General features: G+C 59.0%; 15 protein-coding genes. 10 read left to right on the plus strand and 5 right to left on the minus strand.

Annotated features, from left to right (window positions below; all coding sequences use genetic code 11):
* Nucleotides 1-181: 181 nt before the first annotated feature.
* The 4 genes from OZX57_RS08285 (at nt 182) to OZX57_RS08300 (ending at nt 6,600) form a co-directional block, all read left to right on the plus strand.
* On the plus strand, nt 182-1,642 hold the full coding sequence (locus tag OZX57_RS08285) for a hypothetical protein (protein ID WP_277162159.1): 1,461 nt from the start codon (nt 182-184) through the stop codon (nt 1,640-1,642).
* Nucleotides 1,643-1,853: 211 nt separating this feature from the next.
* The gene (locus OZX57_RS08290) at nt 1,854-4,232 is read left to right on the plus strand and encodes a hypothetical protein (protein ID WP_277162160.1); all 2,379 of its coding nucleotides are present in this window, start codon (nt 1,854-1,856) and stop codon (nt 4,230-4,232) included.
* Nucleotides 4,166-5,986 (plus strand): BspA family leucine-rich repeat surface protein, encoded by a 1,821-nt coding sequence (locus OZX57_RS08295; RefSeq protein WP_277162161.1) that lies wholly within the window; start codon nt 4,166-4,168, stop codon nt 5,984-5,986. Before OZX57_RS08290 ends, OZX57_RS08295 begins: the two co-directional genes overlap by 67 nt.
* Nucleotides 5,932-6,600 (plus strand): hypothetical protein, encoded by a 669-nt coding sequence (locus OZX57_RS08300; RefSeq protein ID WP_277162162.1) that lies wholly within the window; start codon nt 5,932-5,934, stop codon nt 6,598-6,600. Before OZX57_RS08295 ends, OZX57_RS08300 begins: the two co-directional genes overlap by 55 nt.
* Before the next feature lie 562 nt (nt 6,601-7,162).
* On the opposite strand, the gene OZX57_RS08305 is transcribed toward OZX57_RS08300, so the two are convergent.
* Together OZX57_RS08305 and OZX57_RS08310 are read right to left on the minus strand one after the other, a co-directional pair.
* Complete coding sequence (locus OZX57_RS08305; protein WP_277162163.1) at nt 7,163-7,372, minus strand: hypothetical protein; 210 nt, start codon at nt 7,370-7,372, stop codon at nt 7,163-7,165.
* Between the two features lie 403 nt (nt 7,373-7,775).
* Nucleotides 7,776-9,272, minus strand: coding sequence for an amino acid permease (locus OZX57_RS08310; RefSeq protein WP_277162164.1), 1,497 nt, complete (start codon nt 9,270-9,272; stop codon nt 7,776-7,778).
* Nucleotides 9,273-9,640: 368 nt separating this feature from the next.
* Between OZX57_RS08310 and OZX57_RS08315 the strand changes: the two genes are divergently transcribed.
* From OZX57_RS08315 to OZX57_RS08330, 4 genes are all read left to right on the plus strand, one after another.
* Nucleotides 9,641-9,967 (plus strand): Abi family protein, encoded by a 327-nt coding sequence (locus OZX57_RS08315; RefSeq protein WP_277162165.1) that lies wholly within the window; start codon nt 9,641-9,643, stop codon nt 9,965-9,967.
* Entirely contained in the window at nt 9,964-10,632 is a 669-nt protein-coding gene (locus tag OZX57_RS08320) for an Abi family protein (protein ID WP_277162166.1), read from the plus strand. The genes OZX57_RS08315 and OZX57_RS08320 overlap by 4 nt, the downstream gene beginning before the upstream one ends.
* Before the next feature lie 325 nt (nt 10,633-10,957).
* The gene (locus tag OZX57_RS08325) at nt 10,958-12,517 is read left to right on the plus strand and encodes an amino acid permease (RefSeq protein WP_277162167.1); all 1,560 of its coding nucleotides are present in this window, start codon (nt 10,958-10,960) and stop codon (nt 12,515-12,517) included.
* Between the two features lie 231 nt (nt 12,518-12,748).
* On the plus strand, nt 12,749-13,006 hold the full coding sequence (locus OZX57_RS08330; protein WP_277162168.1) for a type II toxin-antitoxin system RelB/DinJ family antitoxin: 258 nt from the start codon (nt 12,749-12,751) through the stop codon (nt 13,004-13,006).
* Nucleotides 13,007-13,175: 169 nt separating this feature from the next.
* Here the strand turns inward: OZX57_RS08330 and ilvC are convergent, their stop codons facing one another.
* The 3 genes from ilvC to menB all read right to left on the minus strand — a co-directional run bounded on the left by ilvC (nt 13,176) and on the right by menB (nt 17,235).
* Nucleotides 13,176-14,231: a ketol-acid reductoisomerase gene (gene ilvC / locus OZX57_RS08335; RefSeq protein ID WP_277162169.1), complete on the minus strand. Its 1,056-nt coding sequence runs from the start codon at nt 14,229-14,231 to the stop codon at nt 13,176-13,178.
* 321 nt (nt 14,232-14,552) lie between these two features.
* Nucleotides 14,553-16,331: an AMP-binding protein gene (locus OZX57_RS08340; RefSeq protein WP_277162170.1), complete on the minus strand. Its 1,779-nt coding sequence runs from the start codon at nt 16,329-16,331 to the stop codon at nt 14,553-14,555.
* Between the two features lie 46 nt (nt 16,332-16,377).
* The gene (menB, locus tag OZX57_RS08345; RefSeq protein ID WP_277162171.1) at nt 16,378-17,235 is read right to left on the minus strand and encodes a 1,4-dihydroxy-2-naphthoyl-CoA synthase; all 858 of its coding nucleotides are present in this window, start codon (nt 17,233-17,235) and stop codon (nt 16,378-16,380) included.
* A 139-nt stretch (nt 17,236-17,374) separates the two neighbouring features.
* On the opposite strand from menB, the gene OZX57_RS08350 reads away from it, so the two are divergent.
* Both OZX57_RS08350 and OZX57_RS08355 read left to right on the plus strand, forming a co-directional pair.
* Complete coding sequence (locus tag OZX57_RS08350) at nt 17,375-17,740, plus strand: PaaI family thioesterase (protein WP_277162172.1); 366 nt, start codon at nt 17,375-17,377, stop codon at nt 17,738-17,740.
* A 462-nt stretch (nt 17,741-18,202) separates the two neighbouring features.
* On the plus strand, nt 18,203-19,633 hold the full coding sequence (locus OZX57_RS08355) for a DASS family sodium-coupled anion symporter (protein ID WP_277162173.1): 1,431 nt from the start codon (nt 18,203-18,205) through the stop codon (nt 19,631-19,633).
* Nucleotides 19,634-19,919: the final 286 nt, after the last annotated feature.

Genomic DNA, 19,919 nt, shown 5'->3' on the forward strand with positions numbered 1-19,919 from the left:
TATCCCAAAATAAGACTCAGCAAAGCACACATACTTGTATCACATATTGTGTATAATTAATCTTGGTTTTTTGGGGTGCGCCGCAGTGGCACGCTTTTCGTTATTTAGGGAATGGGTTTGATTATGGGTGTTTTCCGCTCTATTGTCGCGTTAGCTTTGTGTATTACAAATTCAGCATTTATTGCCCCCCGCAAATCTGAACCCCTCGCCTTCGGTAATACAATCATCCAGCAGCGCTCCCAGCGCGCAGGCTTCCAGCCAATCTTCAACACAACCGGACGGCACCGTCGCCGCCCAACCCAGTAAAACCGCCTCCAACTCGCACAGCGTCCGCCCGGTCTCGCAGGTCGAACGCGATACAGGCACCGCATCCGGGCAAAGCAAATCCTCTCAATCTCCTGCGCAATCCTCATCGCCGTCACAGGGCACGCAAGCCCCCGGTACAGGCAAGACCACGCTTCCCTCCCCGCAATCATCATTGCAATCCCTCGGCACGGCACCCACGCCATCAGTAGGCGGGTCCAATACCGCTTCGGGTTCCCCGGCCCCCGGCTCCAACAACCTCCTGCGCGGAAGCGTGGCCCCGCAGTCACCGTCACTGTCAGCCTCACCCTCACCGGTCGGCCCTCGGTCGGGAAGCGCACAGTCATCGGTAGGCCCGCAGGACCTCACGTACACAAACTTCCAGACCAGGAACAACGGCACCGAGCTCCTCTTCCAGGGCACCGCCAGCCAGCTCGCCAGCTATGGCTCGACCACCCAAATCACCTGGGGATGCGGCAGCAACGGCGCCGGCGGTGAGAACTCCTGCTGGGCATCACTTCCGTGGTACCAGTCTGGAGCCACATACGTCATGGTCTACGTGTGCCCCGCCGGCACCGTTATGTCCGGCACTACCGACAATGAGCCCAACGGCTGCCGGGAGCGCTGGGCCGCACTCAACACGGACCAGGGCTACGACGGTTGGCCCAGACTCCCCACCTACGCTAGCAACGGATGCAGCAGCAGCAACAGCGACTTCATTTTCGGATGGCACAGCAGGGACTGGGACCAGATACCATACGACGGCAAGAACTGCGTAACCAACGGCTATTACTACAAAAACCAGACATGGGAGTCAGGATGGGGGCCCTCGTTCACATGGAGCGCCATCCTCAACTCGTACTGGTTCCGCAACGGGGCCGGCCTCTACGACATCGCCGTCCAACCCATCACTGTCCCCGAATGGATCACCTGGGGCCACAACAACTACGAATACAGGGCCTATCCAAATGACGACAGCGTCGTCTACGGCCCTATCACCACACTCGCCAGAAGCTACCCCTACGGCAGCACCAAGCTGCACTTCGACCCCAACAGCGGACAAGGCGGCTACGGCAGCATCACTGACCGGTCACAGGCGTGGTCCGCCTCCGGTATGTCCTTCTACAACCTACCTGGTGGCAGCGGCCTGTCCAACACCGGCAACCGCGTCTTCACCGGCTGGAACACAAGAGCCGACGGCTACGGCACCCAATACTCCCCGGCAGCACCTACACTGTCAACGCCAACGCGGGCGACACCGTCACCCTCTACGCCCAGTGGAAGAGCGTCAACGCCCCGTCCATCACCAGCCACTCCCGCGCCAGCCGCACACAGCTGACCGTCAACGGGTCCAGCCAGCCGATCACCGGCAGCGACCAGATAGAGACCTGCGTGAAGGCCAGCGGGGCCCCCGACTCCGCATACAACTGCGCCGCACCCGTCGCCCCGTCCACCGCCGGCGCCTACAACGGGTCCACCGTCCACGCCTGGACCGCGACCGTGACACCCCCAGTTTCGAACAAGGCGGCAACTACACGCTCAGAGCCCGCATGAAGACCTGGGACACCGCCAACAGCCGATGGGTATGGAGCGCCGCCACCACGCTCGACGCCACCTACACCGTCTACCCCGCCACCCTCACCCTCCAGCCCAACACCGTCGCCGGCGGCCAGGGCACCACGCAGACCCAGAGCCTCAACCCCGACGGCACCGGCCACGCCACGTTCACCCTGCACGACCCCACCTACTACTTCACCAACACGAACACTCACGCCACCTCGACCGGCTGGTCCACCACCCCGTACGCGCTCGACGCGGCGGGAGCGACGAACGCGAACAGCCAGACCGGCCCGTTCACCCTCACCCCGCCCGAGGCCAGGACTTTGTACCCGGTGTGGCAGACCGTCAAACAGCCCGCGTTCACATCCGCCACCCGCCAGTCCGACAACACGCTCACCGTCACCGGCACGGCCAGGCCTCTGGCCGCGGGCGACACGGTCGAGGTGTGCTCCAGCACCGCCGGCACGGCCGCATGGTCCAACTGCAGGACCATCACGTTCGACGGCACCACCCCCGACGGGCAGGCCAGCCAGCCCTGGACCGTCACCGGCATACCCACCACCAGCGATTCCTACTACTGGCTGCGCATCCGCCTGGGCCACCAGAGCGAACACGGCACCACCTGGAGCACCGAACAATACGCCGCCGGGCCCCAATCGGCCATCACCTACCATGCCAACACCGCGCAGGGCGGCCGGGGCGACGACCAGACCGTCACCGCAACACCCAGCGCCGCCACCGGCCTGTCCACGACCACCACGCCCAAACCCGACACCATGGGCGGCACGGAAGGCTACACCAACACGGACCCCCACAAGGTCTTCGACGGATGGAACACCGACCAGAACGCCACGACCGGCGACCCCGCCCTGAACCCCGGGCGTCCGGCCTCCACGCCCGGCGGGCCGACGGACCGCTACGCCATCTGGCGCACCGTGCCCGCCCCTTCGGTCACCGGTGCCACCCGCCAGGCCGACGGCACCATGAAAATCACCGGCACCAGCACACCCCTCAAGTCCGGCGATACGGTCAAGGCCTGCACCAGGGAATCCTCAAGCCCGCTCGCCACGCCCACCTGTCTGACCGCCACGGTGCCCGACAACCCGTCCGGCACCAGCAACGCGTACAACGGCACGACCCCGCACACGTGGACGATAACCCTGCCGGCCGCCTGGTACACGAACACCACCGTGGGCGCCGGGTACACGCTCACCGCCACGCTGACCACCAAGGACCAATGGCGCGGCGACGGCACCGGAGACGTGTCCAGCACGACCACCGAAAGCGCGTACACGCGCCCGGCCGTCACCCTCAAACTCGACCCCAACCCCGGCACCGGCAGCAGCCAGGGCGGGTCCGGCACCCTCACCGACGCCAGCTGGACCGGCAACGCGCAGCCCCTGTGGTCCGACGCCGGCGGCACCGCCACCTTCACCTACCCGTCCAGCACGGGCATGAGCGCGCCCGGCAAGCTGTTCCAGGGCTGGGCCGATACGGCCACCGCGACTTCGGCCGCCCACCAGCCCGGCTCCACCGAGACGTTCACCCAGCCCACCGGCACCCGCACCGTCACCCGCTACGCGGTATGGAAGACCGTGGCCGCGCCGACCGGCGCGAGCGCCTCGTGGTCGCATTCCGGCGGATACAGCAACGGCACGACCACGTTCGCGGCCTCGGGCCTGCCTACGGAGGCGACGGGCTGGCAGATCAGGTACAAGGCCGGCAGTAGCTGGTACTGGTGGGAGGCGCCAGGCAACACGCTCACGCCGTCCGACACCTTCGCCACAAATACCGCCTTCACGCCGGGCGACGTCTGGACCGCGCAGGTCCGCTCGGTCGCCACCGACTCCGCGGGGGCCACGGTCACCAGCGCATGGAGCGGCGACATCACCGGGACCCTGCCCTACATGACCGTCACCCTGAAACCGGGCAGCCAGCAGGCGCCCGGCGGGGAGGCGACCGCCAAGGGCCTGGTCGACGGCGCGGACCACAACGCGTACGCGACCCTGCCCGGAACCGTCGGCACCAAGCCCGACGGCCTCGACTTCAGCAACTGGGCCTCCCATCCGGACGGGTCCGGGGACAGCTACCGGCAGGGACCGGCCGCGATACCCGTCTCGGCAGGCTCCGCCGACGGGACCGGGCACTGGACCGCGACGCTCTACGCCAGGTGGTCCTACGTCAGCGACACACCCCCGCTCCGGGCCACTGCGACCAGCAGCCCGGATGGGACTGGTGGGGCGGCGACCACGGCCAGAAGCCCTCGATCGCCGGACTGGGAGGACGGCAGGACCGCTCCACCGTGTGCTACACCCTCAAGGACAACGGCAGCACCACGCCCGGCGGCCCGGGCAAGACGCTGCGCCTGACCGCGGGCACCAGCCCCGACTACCAGGCCAGCGGCAACATCCCATGGGACAACGCCAAGAGCCAGATCACCCGGATCTCGATCGAGGGCGACCTGACCCTCACCGCCAGCTACTACCCCTACAACAACGACACCCCGTTCGGGCAGATGGACAACCTGACCGCCGTGGACGACAACCGCCACGACATCAACCTCGACCGCTCCGGCGGCGCCATGCTGTTCAACAACAACAGCACGATCGCCCGGCTGGACCTCGCCGCCTGGCACACCGACACCGCAACCAACCTGGGCGGCATGTTCAGCGGATGCGCCGACCTGCAACGGCTCGACGTGACCGGATGGAAACTGTCCGCCGCCAACAACATCAGCAGCATGTTCAGCAGGCTGTCCAGCCTTTCGCGGATCACCGGCCTGGAGACCTGGGACACCAGCCACGTCCAGGACATGGGATTCCTGTTCGAATACACCAACAGGGTCACCGACCTCGACCTGTCCGGCTGGGACACCGGCAGCCTCAGGAACGACTACACCTCGACACGCTACATGTTCCCCGCCGACCTGCAACGCCTCCGCCTCGGCCCCCACACCAGGATCGACGGCAGCCTCGCATTCTACTACCTGGACACCGCCCACACATGGCACACATGGGACTGGCCCCAAGGCCACCACCCCGTCGACCAGGGACCCGTCACCGACCCCGCCGGCGCCGCCACGGCCGGCACGCTCGACGCCCTCAAGGCACGCGCCGCAAGCGCCGACCCCCAAGGCACCTACATCCGCACCGACACCACCGTCACCTACACCGACCTCAAATACGACCTCGCCGGCGGCACCGGCGACACCGGCCTGCCCACCACCGTGAGCACCACCGACACCACGGGACTCGCCATCGACACCACCTTCGCCGACGGCACCTACACCGTCCCCGACACCGCCCCCTACCACATCACCGCCAACAGGCCCCACAGCCTGTACAACGGCTGGACGTTCGACACCAGCCAGGTGGCCGGCGGCACCGCCACGGTCAGCAACCACACGCTCACCGCACCCAAAGGCGCCACTGGTATTGCCGGCATCCAGGCCAGCTGGAACACGACGGCGGAGGCCGCGCCCGGCACGCCACAGGTCGCCACCGACACCCACACCACCGACAAGGGCTCGGCCACCGTGGGCGCCACCGCCACACTCAACCAGGCCCTGCCCGCACTGACAGCCCTGCCCGCCTCCGGCCTCGACCCCGGACGGCCAGCCAGACCCGCCGTCGACGCCGGAGGCACCCTCACCATATGCGTGAAACCCTCCACCCAGACCGGCAGCTACACGCCCGGGCAATGCCACACCAAGGCCAGCACCACCGGCGGATCGCAGACGGTCACGCCCGACGCGTTCACCCTGCCCGGCTCACTGACCACGGGACAGGACACGACCTTCCCCGGACCGGGCGAAAGCTACGTGATGACCGCCTCGTACACGACCACCGACCCGCAGACACGCAACAGCGTGACCAGCGACGCCACCGGCACGGGCGGCGGGCTCGTGACCGGGACCCTGCCCTGGGTGCACGCGTCGTTCGACGCCAACAGCACGCACGGCGGCACCGGCACGGCGCCCGGCGAGCTGAAGTCCCTGGTCGACACCGGCAGCGGCAAGGCATGGATCAGACTGCCTACGCCACCGGCAGCATGGAGCCGGCCCACGCCGTGTTCACCGGCTGGTCCACAAGCGCGGAGGCCGTCCAGCCCGACCAGGGCATGAACGACCCCGCCCACCGCGACATCCAACTGCCCGCCACCCCCGGCTCCGCCGAAACCGCGACGGCCCTGCACGCGGTCTGGCACACCCTGGTCGCCCCCACGATCACCGGCGCCACGCGCGACCCCGCCACCAACCAGGCCACCATCACCGGCGCCACCACCCCGTGGGACAGCCAGGATATCGTCCGGCTGACCCTCACCGGACTCGACGGGCAGTCCAACACCGCCACCAGCTACCTCTGGAACGCGTCCACCGACCCGGACGACGCCCAGGGCAACCCGCTCGCCTACGACGGCGCCACACCCCACGCCTGGAACCACGCCTTCACCGCCGCGCAACTGCCCCAAGGCGGCCGCTACACCGTCTACGCCCACGCCGACGCCGACGACACCGCCTGGCGCGGCGGCACCACCCGCACCGTCGGCAGCGAGGACGCCACCATCACCCTCACCATCCCCGGCACCTACCAGCACCAGCTCCCGCTGACCGGAGGACGAAAGGACAAGGCCCTCCTCCTCGCCATCCTCATCGCCACAGCCGCCCTCCTGCTGGCCACCGCACTGCGCGACAGGCGGCGCCGGGAAACCGGACGGGAGACCGGACGCGAGCAATGACGGCCATCAACGGCCCGCAACCACCAACCGAGTAAGAAAAGGCGTGGCCCGCAACCCACAGGGCCACGGGCCACGCCACCACATAGAAAGACTTCCCTCCGGGCAACAACCAACACCCGCCCGGAGGGAACACCAAACCGGACGCCGGCGACGGGACCAACAACCCAAACCAACCAACCCCGCCGCCGACGCCCAACCCCAACACAACAAATGGGCTCTCGATTCCAAAGATGGAACCGGGAGCCCAATATTATTTACGCGATATAAACTCCGCTCTAATAACCCCACAACAGACGGTGCACAACCCATACGCACCAGTTACGAAACATAAATAAGAACCCCAAAACCCAACACCGACGCAACAAACAAAACCCACCATGGCAACGACGCCAAAACCGCGTGAACCGCACACCCGCAGTCCAGCGGGCATTAAAAAACCATCCGTCAGAACAACTGACGAATGGCCAAACGCAAGTTACTTATGCGGCCCTAAACCCCTGATCCCCAATTTTACCGCAAAAGCAACTAATTTATAAAAGCTTATATATGCAGCCAGCCCCTATCAGGCCTTCTCTTCCGCATTCGGGCGAAGATTGGAATGGTGGCGCTTCAGATACTCCCCAACAGCCTCACGGATGAGCACAGAGGGACGAACACTCTCATCAGCCGCACCCGCAAGCACCCAATCAGCAAGCTCCGATGTAGCGCGCACGCACCATGTACGCTCCTGAAGCTGGCGCCCACCATGATGCGCCTTTACTGCCTTAGCCATTTCCTACCTCCGTAAAAATATAGGATTATTGTGTCATAGACCAACATATAGTATCACTTTTTTAGAAAAAAATTGGTATATTGTCCAATTAATTTCAGAAACAGAAACCAACCTGTAACACCAACCGATATGAAGCTTTATTCCACACCAACATTTTTAAAGGTAATACCTATTTTAGGTTTGTCAATCCGTTTACGGCGTTTTGCGGAATTTGTCACACTAAAATTTTAATCGCAACGTGAGAATCATTGTTTTGACGCGATAAAAGCAATCAGGGCATCAAACGTTTAATGCCCTGATATATTACAGTTTTAACTGAAGAAAAACTTGCTTTTACCTGTTTATCAATTCTTGTAATGTAATATAGCTTACACCCATTTTACAATGGCAGCTTATATCCATTTCAGTTCAGCAGGTCAACCGCTTCTTTGCCGCGATAACGAATCACGCTGTAGCCGCCAAAGAGGACCAGCCAAATGAGGCCGGCGATAGCAGAACCGCGCGTATCGGAGGAGAGGAACAGCGTCACATAGATGAATACGAAGAAGATGATCGTCAGAGTGTTGGTGAACTTGTAGGCCGGCATCACGAAGCCATCCGCGTCGAAATCGGCGGACTGGCGGTAGCGCTGGTGGGCAATCATCGTCAGCACGTAGACGAAGATAATCACGGCGCTGGAAGCCGAAGAGAAGAGCACGAACACGTTAGAAATCTGCGGAATCGCGTTAATAATCGGCGAAAGCAGGATGAAGCAGGCGGAGACCACGATGGCACGCGCCGGAACCTTGCGCTTCGAGACGACACCGAGCGGACGCAGCACGGACGAGCTGGAGACCTCGGCAAGCTGGAAGAGGTGTCGGCCTGCGGAATAGAGCAGCGAGTTGAGCGCGGAGGACGCGGCGGTGATAACCACGAAGAAGACGAGCGCCGAAGCCCAGTTGAGGCCTGCGTACTGGAAGACCATGATGAACGGGGAGGCGAAGGAACCGTCCTTGTTCGGCTTGAACGTGTGCCACGGCACGATGAGCATGATGGCGACGAGCGCGCCGACGTAGAAGATCAGGATTCGCATGATGATCTCGTTAATCGCCTTGGGGAGCACCTTGCGCGGGTTCTTCGTCTCGGAGACGGTGACGCCGACGAACTCGATCATCTCATAGGCGAAGAAGACCATCTGGAAGCTCATCAGGAAGGCCAGCCAACCGTTCGGAGCCATCGAGAGGCCACTGACGATATTGTCGAATCCGGCATGGCCTGCGGGGCTGACGTGGTCGACGCCGTGAATCTGGACGGCTGGATAATGGTAGCCGAGGAACACCATGACCAGCGCTGTGACGATGAGGCAGACGATCAGGGTAATTTTGATCATCGAGAACCAGAATTCGGTCTCGCCGAACGCCTTGACCGCGATGAGGTTGATGATAGCGAGCACTGCGAGGAAGCAGACCTCGATCAGCGGCTGCCACTTGCGCAGGTCGTAACCGAAGGTGTCGAAGAAGGTGACGAAATACGTACCGACCGCGGTAATCTCGGAAAGGCCCATGAGAATCAAGACAATCCAATAGGTCCAGCCCGCGAAATGGCCCCAGCCAGGGCCGAGGTAGCGGCCGATGAAGTTGATGAACGTGTGCTGGTCGGGATCGTGGTACATCAGCTCGCCGATGGCGCGCATCAGCAGGAACATCATGACACCGACGAGAATATAGACCAAAATGATGCTGGGGCCGGTCAGCGCGATCGACTTGCCGGAGCCGAGGAAAAGGCCGGTGCCGATGGTGCCGCCGATGGCGATGAACTGGACGTGCCGGTTGCTCAGGCCTCGCTCGAGCTGGTTCGTCTCCTCACCGGCGCTGCCGCCGGAGGCCATATTAGCGTTCTCGCCGTTATCCGATTCAGTCATGTCTTCCCTTCGCATAGTCATGCTTACTTACCCAATAGTGAATAGAGTACGCCAAAGTAGATAACATCAACATTTCGTGCTATGTTTCTGTGGCACTTGTTGCAAGAACAATACATATCTCTCATGAAATCACAGAAAACATCAGACAATCCCTTCATCCTTTATAAGATTTGCCGCTGCGCCCTTATTTTGGGCCTAGTTTTTAAAATTTACATTCGAATCTGGCATTAAGAAATACAAGATAGTTCATTATATGAGATTTTAACTGCATAACATTTTATTATTCAATATACTTGAAAGCGTTAAAAGCCACCACTGCCTCTCAACGATGCACACTAGGGTGGCACTTTCATGCCCAAAGGAGCGCCATGACCGGGAACACAGAAATCACGACGCTGACCTCTTATCCTGAACACGGCGCGAAGACTCCATTAGAATTAGCGACAAAACTCATTGAAGGCAATTTGCAGGGCATAGCGAAAGAGCCCTTGAGCCGTTATCTGTCACAAATCGGTTACTACCGACTAAAAGGATATTGGTATCCTTTCCTTACTCCCGATACTTCAAATCAGGCAAAACGCATTTTGCCTTTTATCGAGGGGACAAATTTTAACGAAATCTTAGAAAGATATCACTTCGACCAAGAATTACGTGTGCTTGTTTTTAGCGGAATTGTGCCGATTGAGATTTTTTGAAAAGCTATCTGGCAACCGAGCTATCAAAATCAACTGGACCTTTTGGCTATATGACCCCCGAAGGATTACCAAACCTAACATACTATGGTTGGGTCGATTGCCAACAGAAACTCAAAGTCAGATATTCGAAATCGAATGCACCATATATTAAGCACTTCAAGGAAACCTACAACAATCCATTACCTCCGTATTGGATGATAGTTGGATGTCTGACTTACGGTGAGCTAAAACAATACTTTTTCTCTGGAGCACCGCTCGAAATACAACGTCATCTCGCTGCAAAGCTTCATATCATCACACCGAACTCAAACCCCGAATTCAATGGGAGTGTCAAAATCCTAGCGAGCTGGCTGGAAGCCATACGCCGAGCTAGAAACATGGTGGCTCATCACGAACGTTTTTGGGATACGCCAAATCTTGCTTTCACTTTTCCAAAGCATCGAAGCGGTGCGCATGCAAAAACGTGGTGGGGCAACGATTGGGATTTTCTGCGCGAGAAAAAGGGAACCGCCGCATTTTTGACTATGGAAAATTATCTGCTCAAACAAATAGGCAATACGACCTGGCAGCAAAAATTCATTGACCTCATCAATCAATATCCAAACATTCCGTTGGATCAGATGGGCTTCCCCGAAAATTGGCAGGAAATGAAGCTGTGGCAATAAAGCCCGGAACAGCGCACGGCAAACTCGGCATCACCAATATGTCTACTGCACCTATAGGAGCTAATACGCCCGCTCATCGAACCACAGGAATATATCTCTGCACACAAGGTGCCGCGAATCGCCATACCTCGAATCTATTGACTGCAAATATCCTTTTGCCCTCCTACACTGCAAGAGTTGGGGAATTTTTAGGCGAGCCATAAATTTCAGCCGTCAATTGCGGTAGAACAGTTCACAGATTTATTTCCACTGAAAATCAGCATGTCGAAAATATGGCATGCAATATATAGCACGAGCAGGGAATCCCGTGAAAGAGGAGCGCCACATGACTAGCCAGTCGGGCACAATAACAGGCAATAGCAGTACCAGCGCAAACGTAAGCACTAGCGCAAGCACCGGCACCAGCGGCAAACCACAAAAACACGGCGGCAACGGCGTCGTCCGCAAACTCAAGACGCGTCACATCTCGATGATCGCGCTCGGCGGATGCATCGGCACCGGCCTCTTTATGACCTCCGGCGGCACCATCGCGCAGGCCGGACCGGGCGGCGGACTCGTTGCCTACGCGGCCATGGGCGTCATGATCTACTTCCTGATGACCAGCCTCGGCGAACTTGCAACCAACATGCCCGTCTCTGGCTCGTTCGCGGTGTATAGCACCAAATACGTCGACCCCGCGCTGGGCTTTGCGATGGGCTGGGACTACTGGCTCAACTGGGCCATCGCGGGCGCAACCGATATCTCGACCGCCGCACTTTTGATGCAGTATTGGTTCCCGAAGTCGCCGGGCTGGGTGTGGAGCCTGACGATGCTCGTCATCATCTTCTGCCTCAACGCCTTCGTGGTCTCTGCGTTCGGCGAGACGGAATTCTGGCTGGCGCTCATCAAGGTCGTCACCATCATCATCTTCATCGTCATCGGCCTGTTGATGATCTGCGGCATCATGTTCCAGCCGGCCATCGGCTTCAAGAACTTTACATATAAAGGCGGTCCGTTCATCGGCGGCATGCCCGCAATCATGGGCGTCTTCCTCATCGCCGGCTACTCGTTCCAGGGCACCGAGGTCGTGGGCGTCACCGCCGGCGAATCCGAGAACCCGAGCCAGGCCGTGCCGAAGGCCATCAACAACGTCTTCTGGCGCATTGTGCTCTTCTATTTGCTTTCGATTTTCGTCATCGCGGCGATTATCCCTTACACCGACCCGAACCTGCTCGGCGCCTCCGACACCAACGTTGCGATGTCGCCGTTCACCATCGTCTTTGAAAAGGCCGGATTGGCCGGAGCTGCCAGCATCATGAATGCCGTGGTGCTGACCTCGATCCTGTCGGCCGTCAACACCGGTGCCTACGCCTCCAGCCGCATGCTCTACGGTATGGCAAAGGACGGCTATGCCCCGAAGTTCCTCGGAACCACCACCAAACGCGGCGTGCCGCTGGCGGCGCTCATCACCACGCTTTGCGTCGAGGCCTTGGCCTTCTCGTCCAGCATTTTCGGCCCGAAATTCTATATGTGGCTTGTCACCGCAACCGGCCTGACAGGCTTCATCTCATGGATCGGTATCGCGTTGAGTCATTTCCGTTTCCGTCGCGCGTTCAAGCTGCAAGGCCACAAGCTTTCGGAACTCAAGTACCATGCAAAGCTCTTCCCGCTCGGTCCGATTCTCGCCATTGTTATCTGCCTGGTCGTGATCTGCGGGCAGGATATCCCAGCATTCGCGTCTGGCAACTGGGGCGAAATCCTGATGACCTACTTCAGCGTCATTCTCGTCGCCATCCTCTACTTCGGCTTCAAGTTCACGCACCACACCCACATCGTCAAGCTCGAGGACATGGACGTCTCCTCCGCCCGCCCCGAGGTGCTGAAACAACAGCCAGAAGAAGCATAGACAATCGCCAAGTAAATATTGCCAGCTCCAAGGAGATATTTCTGACTGATCATCGTTTAAAAGGCATCGAAGCAGATAGGGAATATGGGCGCCGGTCCACACAGCAGCAATCTCTGTGAAGACCGGCGCCCAATTCATTGAACTGAGTTGATTTGCTGGAGATTTTACCTTTTAATTGTTTGCAATATTATGCTATTGTTATAACAACGCAAACGGTATTGAAAGGCAACAATGACTACAACGACCATCAGCTTCAGGACAGACAAAACCACCAAAGAACAAGCCAAAGCGCTGTATGCCGAAATGGGTATGGATCTCTCGACCGCCATCAATATTTTTCTGCGTCAGTCAATCACTGACAACGCTATGCCATTCCGCGTCACACGCGACAAGCCCGAAAATATTGCCGCCCGCCGTCAGGCCGAACGTCACGAAGGAAAAACCTTCCAATCAGTAGACGACCTGATGGAGGATTTGAGCCATGCTTAATTCAGTCTTCCGCACCATGCAATTCAAGCGCAAAACCACTACGAATAAGCAAAGGGGTTGCCATCAAGCCGAAACCTGGTGGCAACCCCTTTGAACGTCTAGGCTGACGAGCGCAAACGCTCAGACAGCTGGGACGAACGGCCTTAACGGCTCAACGTGAGCAAACAGCTCACTCCTGAACCTGCGTACGGGCGATGTCGCCGTTGAAGGACTCGTTCTCGTCGGCATCAGCCGACTTGTCCTTCAACCAGGAGAACATCGAGCGGAGCTTCGGGCCAACGGTCTCGATGCGCTCGTGGCTGTACTTCTGCTGCAGCTCCTTGAAGTGCGGAGCGCCCTTGGCCTGGTCGTCCATGAACTCCTTGGCGAAGGAGCCGTCCTGAATGCGCTGGAGCTGATGTTCCATGTTGTGACGGGTGTTCTCGTCGATCACCGTGGAGGTAAAGTCGCCGTACTGAGCGGTGTCAGAGCAGGACCAACGAGCCTTGTTCAGGCCGCCCTCGTTCATCAGGTCGACGAGCATTTTCAGCTCGTGGCAGACCTCAAAGTAGGCGATCTCCGGCTGATAACCGGCATCGGTGAGAACCTCAAAACCGGTCTCGACCAGATGGTTGACGCCACCCATGAGCACGTCCTGCTCACCGAAGAGATCGGTCTCGGTCTCTTCCTTGAAGGTGGTCTTGATGGCGCCGGCGCGCAGAGCGCCCAGAGCCTTGGCATAAGCCAGAGTGATGTCCCAGCCGTCGCCCTTGTCGTCGTTCTCGCAGGCGACAACCACCGGCACACCACGGCCGGCGACATACTCACGACGGACGATGTGGCCCGGGCCCTTCGGAGCAACCATGAAGGTCATGTGGCCCTTGCCCGGCTTGATGTAGCCGTAACGGATGTTAAAGCCGTGCGCGAAGGCGAGCGCCGCATCGGGCTTCAGGTTGGGCTCGACCTCTTCCTTATAGATCTTGCCCTGATACTGATCGGGAGCCAGGAACATGATGATGTCCGATTCCTTGACCGCGTCGGCGACGGGCTTGACTTCCAGGCCCTGTTCCTTGGCGTACTCAACGGACTTGGAGGTAGGCCGCAGGCCGACGACGACGTCCACACCGGAGTCGCGCAGGTTCAGCGCATGAGCGTGACCTTGCGAGCCGTAACCGATGATGCAGACCTTCTTGCCGTCGAGAGCGGAAAGATCAGCGTCGTCTTCGTACCAAATTTGTGCTGCCATAATATGCACTCCTTGCATAATTCATTATTGATTGTGCCCGGCAAAGGCAATCTGCCTGCCGCGGCCTAGAAAATTGGCTCTTAATCGAAAAGGGATTTTGTCCCGTTGTTCGTTCATTGTAACGCCGGCCACACTGCGAACCACACCGTTGTCCAATAATCGAACAGGCGATAAATATTTTTGAGACGACATCGAGCCCAAGGCAGCAATCATTCTCAAATACTTGTATTACTTTTCAGCTATCAATATTCAGCTATTAAAAACGCCTGCGATAAATGACGATTCAACGCTCAACCGAACGATTGCTTGCTTGCCCTGCCTTCATTGACGGGGCTCAAGCAGAAAACGGCGAACCTTCCCCGTGCTGGTACGAGGCAACGCTTCGACGCGATAAAAGCGCTGTGGCACCTTGTAATGAGCCAGACGAGCACGGCCGAACTCGCGCCACCGCGCAGCCAAGGAAGCCGGAACCTCGGCACTGGGCACGCTTGACGCGGCAAGTTCGTCGGCTTCCGAGCCATCAGCAGCAGAAACGGTTACGTCGGATTGCCGATGTTCCGCGGACCTGGCGTAGTCCTCTCCGCACACCACGTAAGCCACCGGAACCTCGCCCCACTTCGCGTCGGGCTCTGCGGTGACGGCAATCTCGTCGATGCCCGGGCAATCCGCATAGATGCGCTCGACCTCTTCGGGAAATACATGTTCGCCGCCGGAAATCATCATGTTGTCAAGGCGGCCGTCGACGTAAAGATAGCCGTCGTCATCAAGATGCCCGACGTCGCCGGTCCTGTACCATCCGTCGGCGGTTTTCTTGGCCTCGAATACGCCCGGCCGGTTGAGATAGCCCGGTGTGAGCGCATCGGTTTTGATGAGAATCTCGCCGGTCTCATCCGCGATTTTCAGCGACGTGGTGAAGTATGGCTTGCCGCTGGAAAGCAACTTACGAGCGCCATCGCCGGTACCTGTACCGACGATCTGCGAGCAGGTTTCACTCATGCCGTACGAGCGCACAACCACCATGCCCAAGCCATGGCAACGCTTGAGCAGTGCGAGATTGGACTTCTCGCCACCCAGAATAAAACCTTTGAACGTCGGCGAATAGCCGAAATTAGCAGGAAGCGCCACAGCCTCCGACGCAGAATTGCCAGCATCGGAACCGGCGGAACGCTCAGAATCAGATGATTCCGCAATCCGTTGCTCTAAACCGGCCGCACCGGCATCGCCAGACGCCTCAACAGACGGCACCGCCGAAGCCGAATCGCTCGGCACATATCCGCCGTGCTGCATGGCGAACGCACCGGATATGCGCTGCTCGTGCTCAGGCACCAATGCCGTCAGCATCGTCGGCACCACGGAGACCCAGGTCACCGGTTCGTTGGTGAGAATCCGCTCCATTTCTGGCGCATCAAAATGATTCATCAGACGTACGGCGACGCCGAAAATGAGGCCGCGCAGAATGATGGAGTAGCCGCTGATATGGAAAATCGGGACGGCGCACAACCATTCGTCGGCAGGATTTGTGCCAAGATTCAAAGCCACGCTCGTCGCGGAGGTGAAGTGGTTGCGTACAGTCTGCCGAATGCCTTTCGGCGCGCCCGTCGAACCGGAAGTGAACATGATGCTCACCACCTGGTCGTCGGAGAATTCGCGCGGAATCGGCGATTTCTGGCGCAAATCTGCGTCATCGACCAGTTTGGTCTCATCGACTTTGGCGAATATCTCGCCGAAACTCACGACGCGAATATCGTCGCCGCACGATGCGCCGTCCAGCAACTCAGCTGGCAGGCTGTCGCCCTTGAGGCAGCAGGCGACCCCGGCATCGCGCATCTGCTGATTGAGTTCGTCGTTGGTCAGGCGCTTGTTGAGCCACACCACCGTCTTGCCGTATAGCAGAAGCGTAACGGCCAGCAGATAACCGCGGATGTCGTTGTTGGAGGCCATCGCGACGTTCTGCGCTTTGAAAGCGCCGAGGCCATCGAGCACCGCGCCCAGCCGTTGTGCTTGGTCGAATACGTCACCGAACGTATAACGGGTCTCGCCGTCGAAAACCGCCGTCCGCTCCGGCGTGAGCATCGCTCGTTTCAGCACCCAATTATCCATCGATGACCCTTCTCCTATTCCCGTACACAACCGACCGAGCTTGGGATCACGGGAATTTCGGGAACTGTTCGAAATTAGGCGTGCGCTTCTGGTTGAAGGCGTCACGGCCTTCCTTCGCCTCGTCGGTGGTGTAGAAGAGCATCGTCGCGTCGCCACCGAACTGCTGCAAGCCGGCAAGTCCGTCAGTCGCGGCGTTCATGGAGGCCTTGATGAAGCGCAGGGCCATAGGCGACTTGGTCAGCAGCTCGTCGCACCACTTAAGCGTTTCGGTCTCGATGTCCGCGAGTGGGACGACCTTATTGATCCAGCCCATCTGCAGCGCCTCTTCGGCGGAGTAGAAGTGGCCGAGGAACCAGACTTCCTTCGCACGCTTCTGGCCGATGACATCGGCGAGCAAGCCGGAACCGTAGCCAGCATCGAAGCTGCCGACCTTCGGGCCGGTCTGGCCGAATTTGGCATTGTCAGCCGCAATCGTCAAGTCGCAGACCAGCTGCAGCACGTTGCCACCGCCGACGGACCAACCCTTGACCATCGCAATGACGGGCTTGGGGATGATGCGAATCAGATGCTGCAGGTCGAGCACGTTCAGGCGCGGGACCTGGTCGCTGCCGACGTAGCCGCCGTTGCCACGCACGCCCTGGTCGCCGCCAGACGAGAAGGCCAGATCGCCGGCACCGGTGAAGATGATGACACCGATGGTGGCATCGTCTCGGCAGATAGTGAAGGCGTCGAGCAGTTCCTCGATGGTCTTCGGCGTGAACGCATTGCGCCGTTCGGGCCGGTTGATGGTAATTTTGGCTATGTGGTCGAGACGTTCGAACAGTATTTCATCATACGTTTTGACGGTCTCGAAGTCCGGCTTATGCCCGTTGTGCGGGCTGCCGATCTCTTGGCTTGTCGTCATGGTTGCTCCTTAAGCATCATGTCGCAGGATCATCCGGCCGGCAAAACCGGCGCCTGCCTGCCGACGGTACGGAACATCCGGCCGCTCGGCGCATGAGTCTGAAGTTATTGGTTATGGAATCGAAATGCGAGGTTCGGTCATGTCACTGGCGAATTATCTGGGCATCAAGCAACAGGAAATCTCGCGGTCAAAGGTCATCCTAACATTGCCGGTTACCGAAAACCTTCTGCAGCCTTTCGGTGTCCTCCACGGCGGGGTCAATGCGGTACTCGCCGAGGAGGCCGCGAGCTTGGGTGCTATGGCACGACTGGATGCCTCGCGCGTCGCCGTTGGCGTCGACATCAACACGCATCATTTCCGTCCGGTGACGTCGGGAACGCTCACCGCCACCGCGACACCGGAAAACATCGGCAAAACCTTGCAAACATGGCACGTGGAAGTACGGATGGGCAGCAAGCTCACCAGTATTTCGACAGTCACCTTAGCTGTCCGCGAACGCCGGTAACCGCGAAGCCAACCCACCAGCGAATTGTCCGAAAAACCAAGAAAAGTGCTCGTTCAATCCTTCTGAATAGGCAGATACGATTTACGTATTGGCTCGACGCAACCTCCACCGAAAAACCCGTTACACTGGCAAAAAACGAAACAACATAGGCACTGCACGCAAGCTCATCTCGAGTTTCTTTGTCAGCGAAGACAAAATCCTCGTGCTTTGTTAGTTTTTTACCGAATCCTAATACGACAAAATATAAGGAAAAATTATTTTCCTCAACAAAAGTATTACACCTGCCCGTTTTTTCAAACGCTATTAGACAGAACATCCCCTACCACCTATCGCAGTAGAAAACTTTAGTGTGTATCGTTTTAAGTCGTTACAGATTGCGCGCGCAGCAGGTCGAGCGAGGCAACGCAACGATACCCATCCTTTTCTCATTCACTGCGCCTTGAAAGGACCGCGAACCGCCTTATGTCTTCGGTAATCACCAAGAAGAAACTTCCCTTAGCCCTTTTCCTGCTTTGCTGTGTGGGACTTATCTTCATGTGGTTTACGCCCGCGCCCGCTCATGTGCAAGTCAGCGGTTGGCATAGCTTCGCTATCGTGCTCTTCTTCTTGGCCGGATGCGTTTTCAACGTCGCTCCCCTGTCAATCCTTTCACTGACGATGATGACTCTGCTGGGCGTCACCTTCACGATGCCGGCCGATACGCTGATCTCGTTCTTCGGCTCCGCGCCGGTCTGGCTGGTGCTGTTCGCCTTCTTCATGGCCATCGGCTTCCGCAAAACCAATCTCGGCGCACGCATGGCCTACTGGCTCATCGCCCGCTTCGGACGCAGCCCGCTGGCCCTGGCCTACGTCATGGCCATCTGCGACCTGATTCTGGCCCCGGTTATCCCGAACACCAACGCACGCGGCGCCGGCATCCTCTTCCCCATCAACCAATCGCTGGTCGAGGCGCTTGACGAGCCGAAGGATCCCAGCAAACGTTCCGTCAGCTCGTTCCTCACGCTGGCCACCTTCCACCTGAACCTCATCATCGGCGGGCTTTTCCTCACCTCGATGGCCACCAATCCGTTGGTCGCCAGCATGGCCGCCAGCACGTTCGGCATCAAGATCTCGTGGTTCCAATGGTTCGCCTACGCCAGCGTACCAACGCTGCTCGCGGCAGTAATCGTGCCAATCATCATCCTCGCCATCCATCGCCCACAAGACCAGAGCGCCGACCTCACGCTCGTGCATCAGACCGCGCAGGACGAGCTCAGGAAGATGCCGAAGATGGCATTGAACGAGTACCTGATGATTGCCGTGTTCGCCATCGTCGTCGCGCTCTGGGGCACCTCGTCCATCACGAAACTAGACAACACGCTGATCGCGATGCTCGGCCTCACCGCCCTGCTGATTCTGAAAATCATCGATCTCGACGACGTCTTCGCCGAAAAGCAGGGCTGGAACATCCTGCTCTGGCTCGCCCCGCTCATCGGAGTGACTGAATATCTCAACAAAACCGGCGTGGTCGGCTGGATCAAGCGCGTTCTGACCTCCAGCGTCGCCGGCATTCCCGCATGGCTCGCTATCACGGTGATCGTATTGCTCTACCTCTATGTCCATTATCTGCTGACCAGCGTGCTCGTCCACGTGCAGACGTTCTTCATTCCCTTTGCGGTCATCCTGGTCTCGCTTGGCGTACCGCCGATTGTGGCGACCATGCTGCTGGGACTGCTAACCTGCGTCTCACCGGGCATGACCCATTACGGCACCGGTACCGCGTCGATCTATTACTCGACCGGCTACGTCAGCCAGAAGGAATGGTGGAAGGTCGGCTTCATTATCAGCCTCGTCAATCTCGTCGTTTACGCCGGGGTCGGCACGCTTTGGTGGAAGTTGCTCGGCCTATGGTAATACAACAGGTTTCGCCGGTTTCCTGCCTTGCCTCCAACTACGAAAGTAGTTCCGAGGCTTTGCAGCTTGCGCACACGGCCCGCACGTCTGTCGAATCCCGAACTCGAGACATCCCACGCCCCGAAATCCATTCAGACAGACAACGCAAGGATGAACACCAATGAATATCATCTTCCACGTTATCGCTGCCGTCCTATGCACTGCCATATCGTTCGCAGCACCGTCGCCAAGCGCCATCAGCCAGGCAGCGGATACTTCCGCGAGCGCCGAAACCGTCGAAACCAAA

Origin of the sequence: Bifidobacterium sp. ESL0682, from assembly GCF_029392815.1 — a bacterium.
Classification (GTDB): Bacteria; Actinomycetota; Actinomycetes; order Actinomycetales; family Bifidobacteriaceae; genus Bifidobacterium.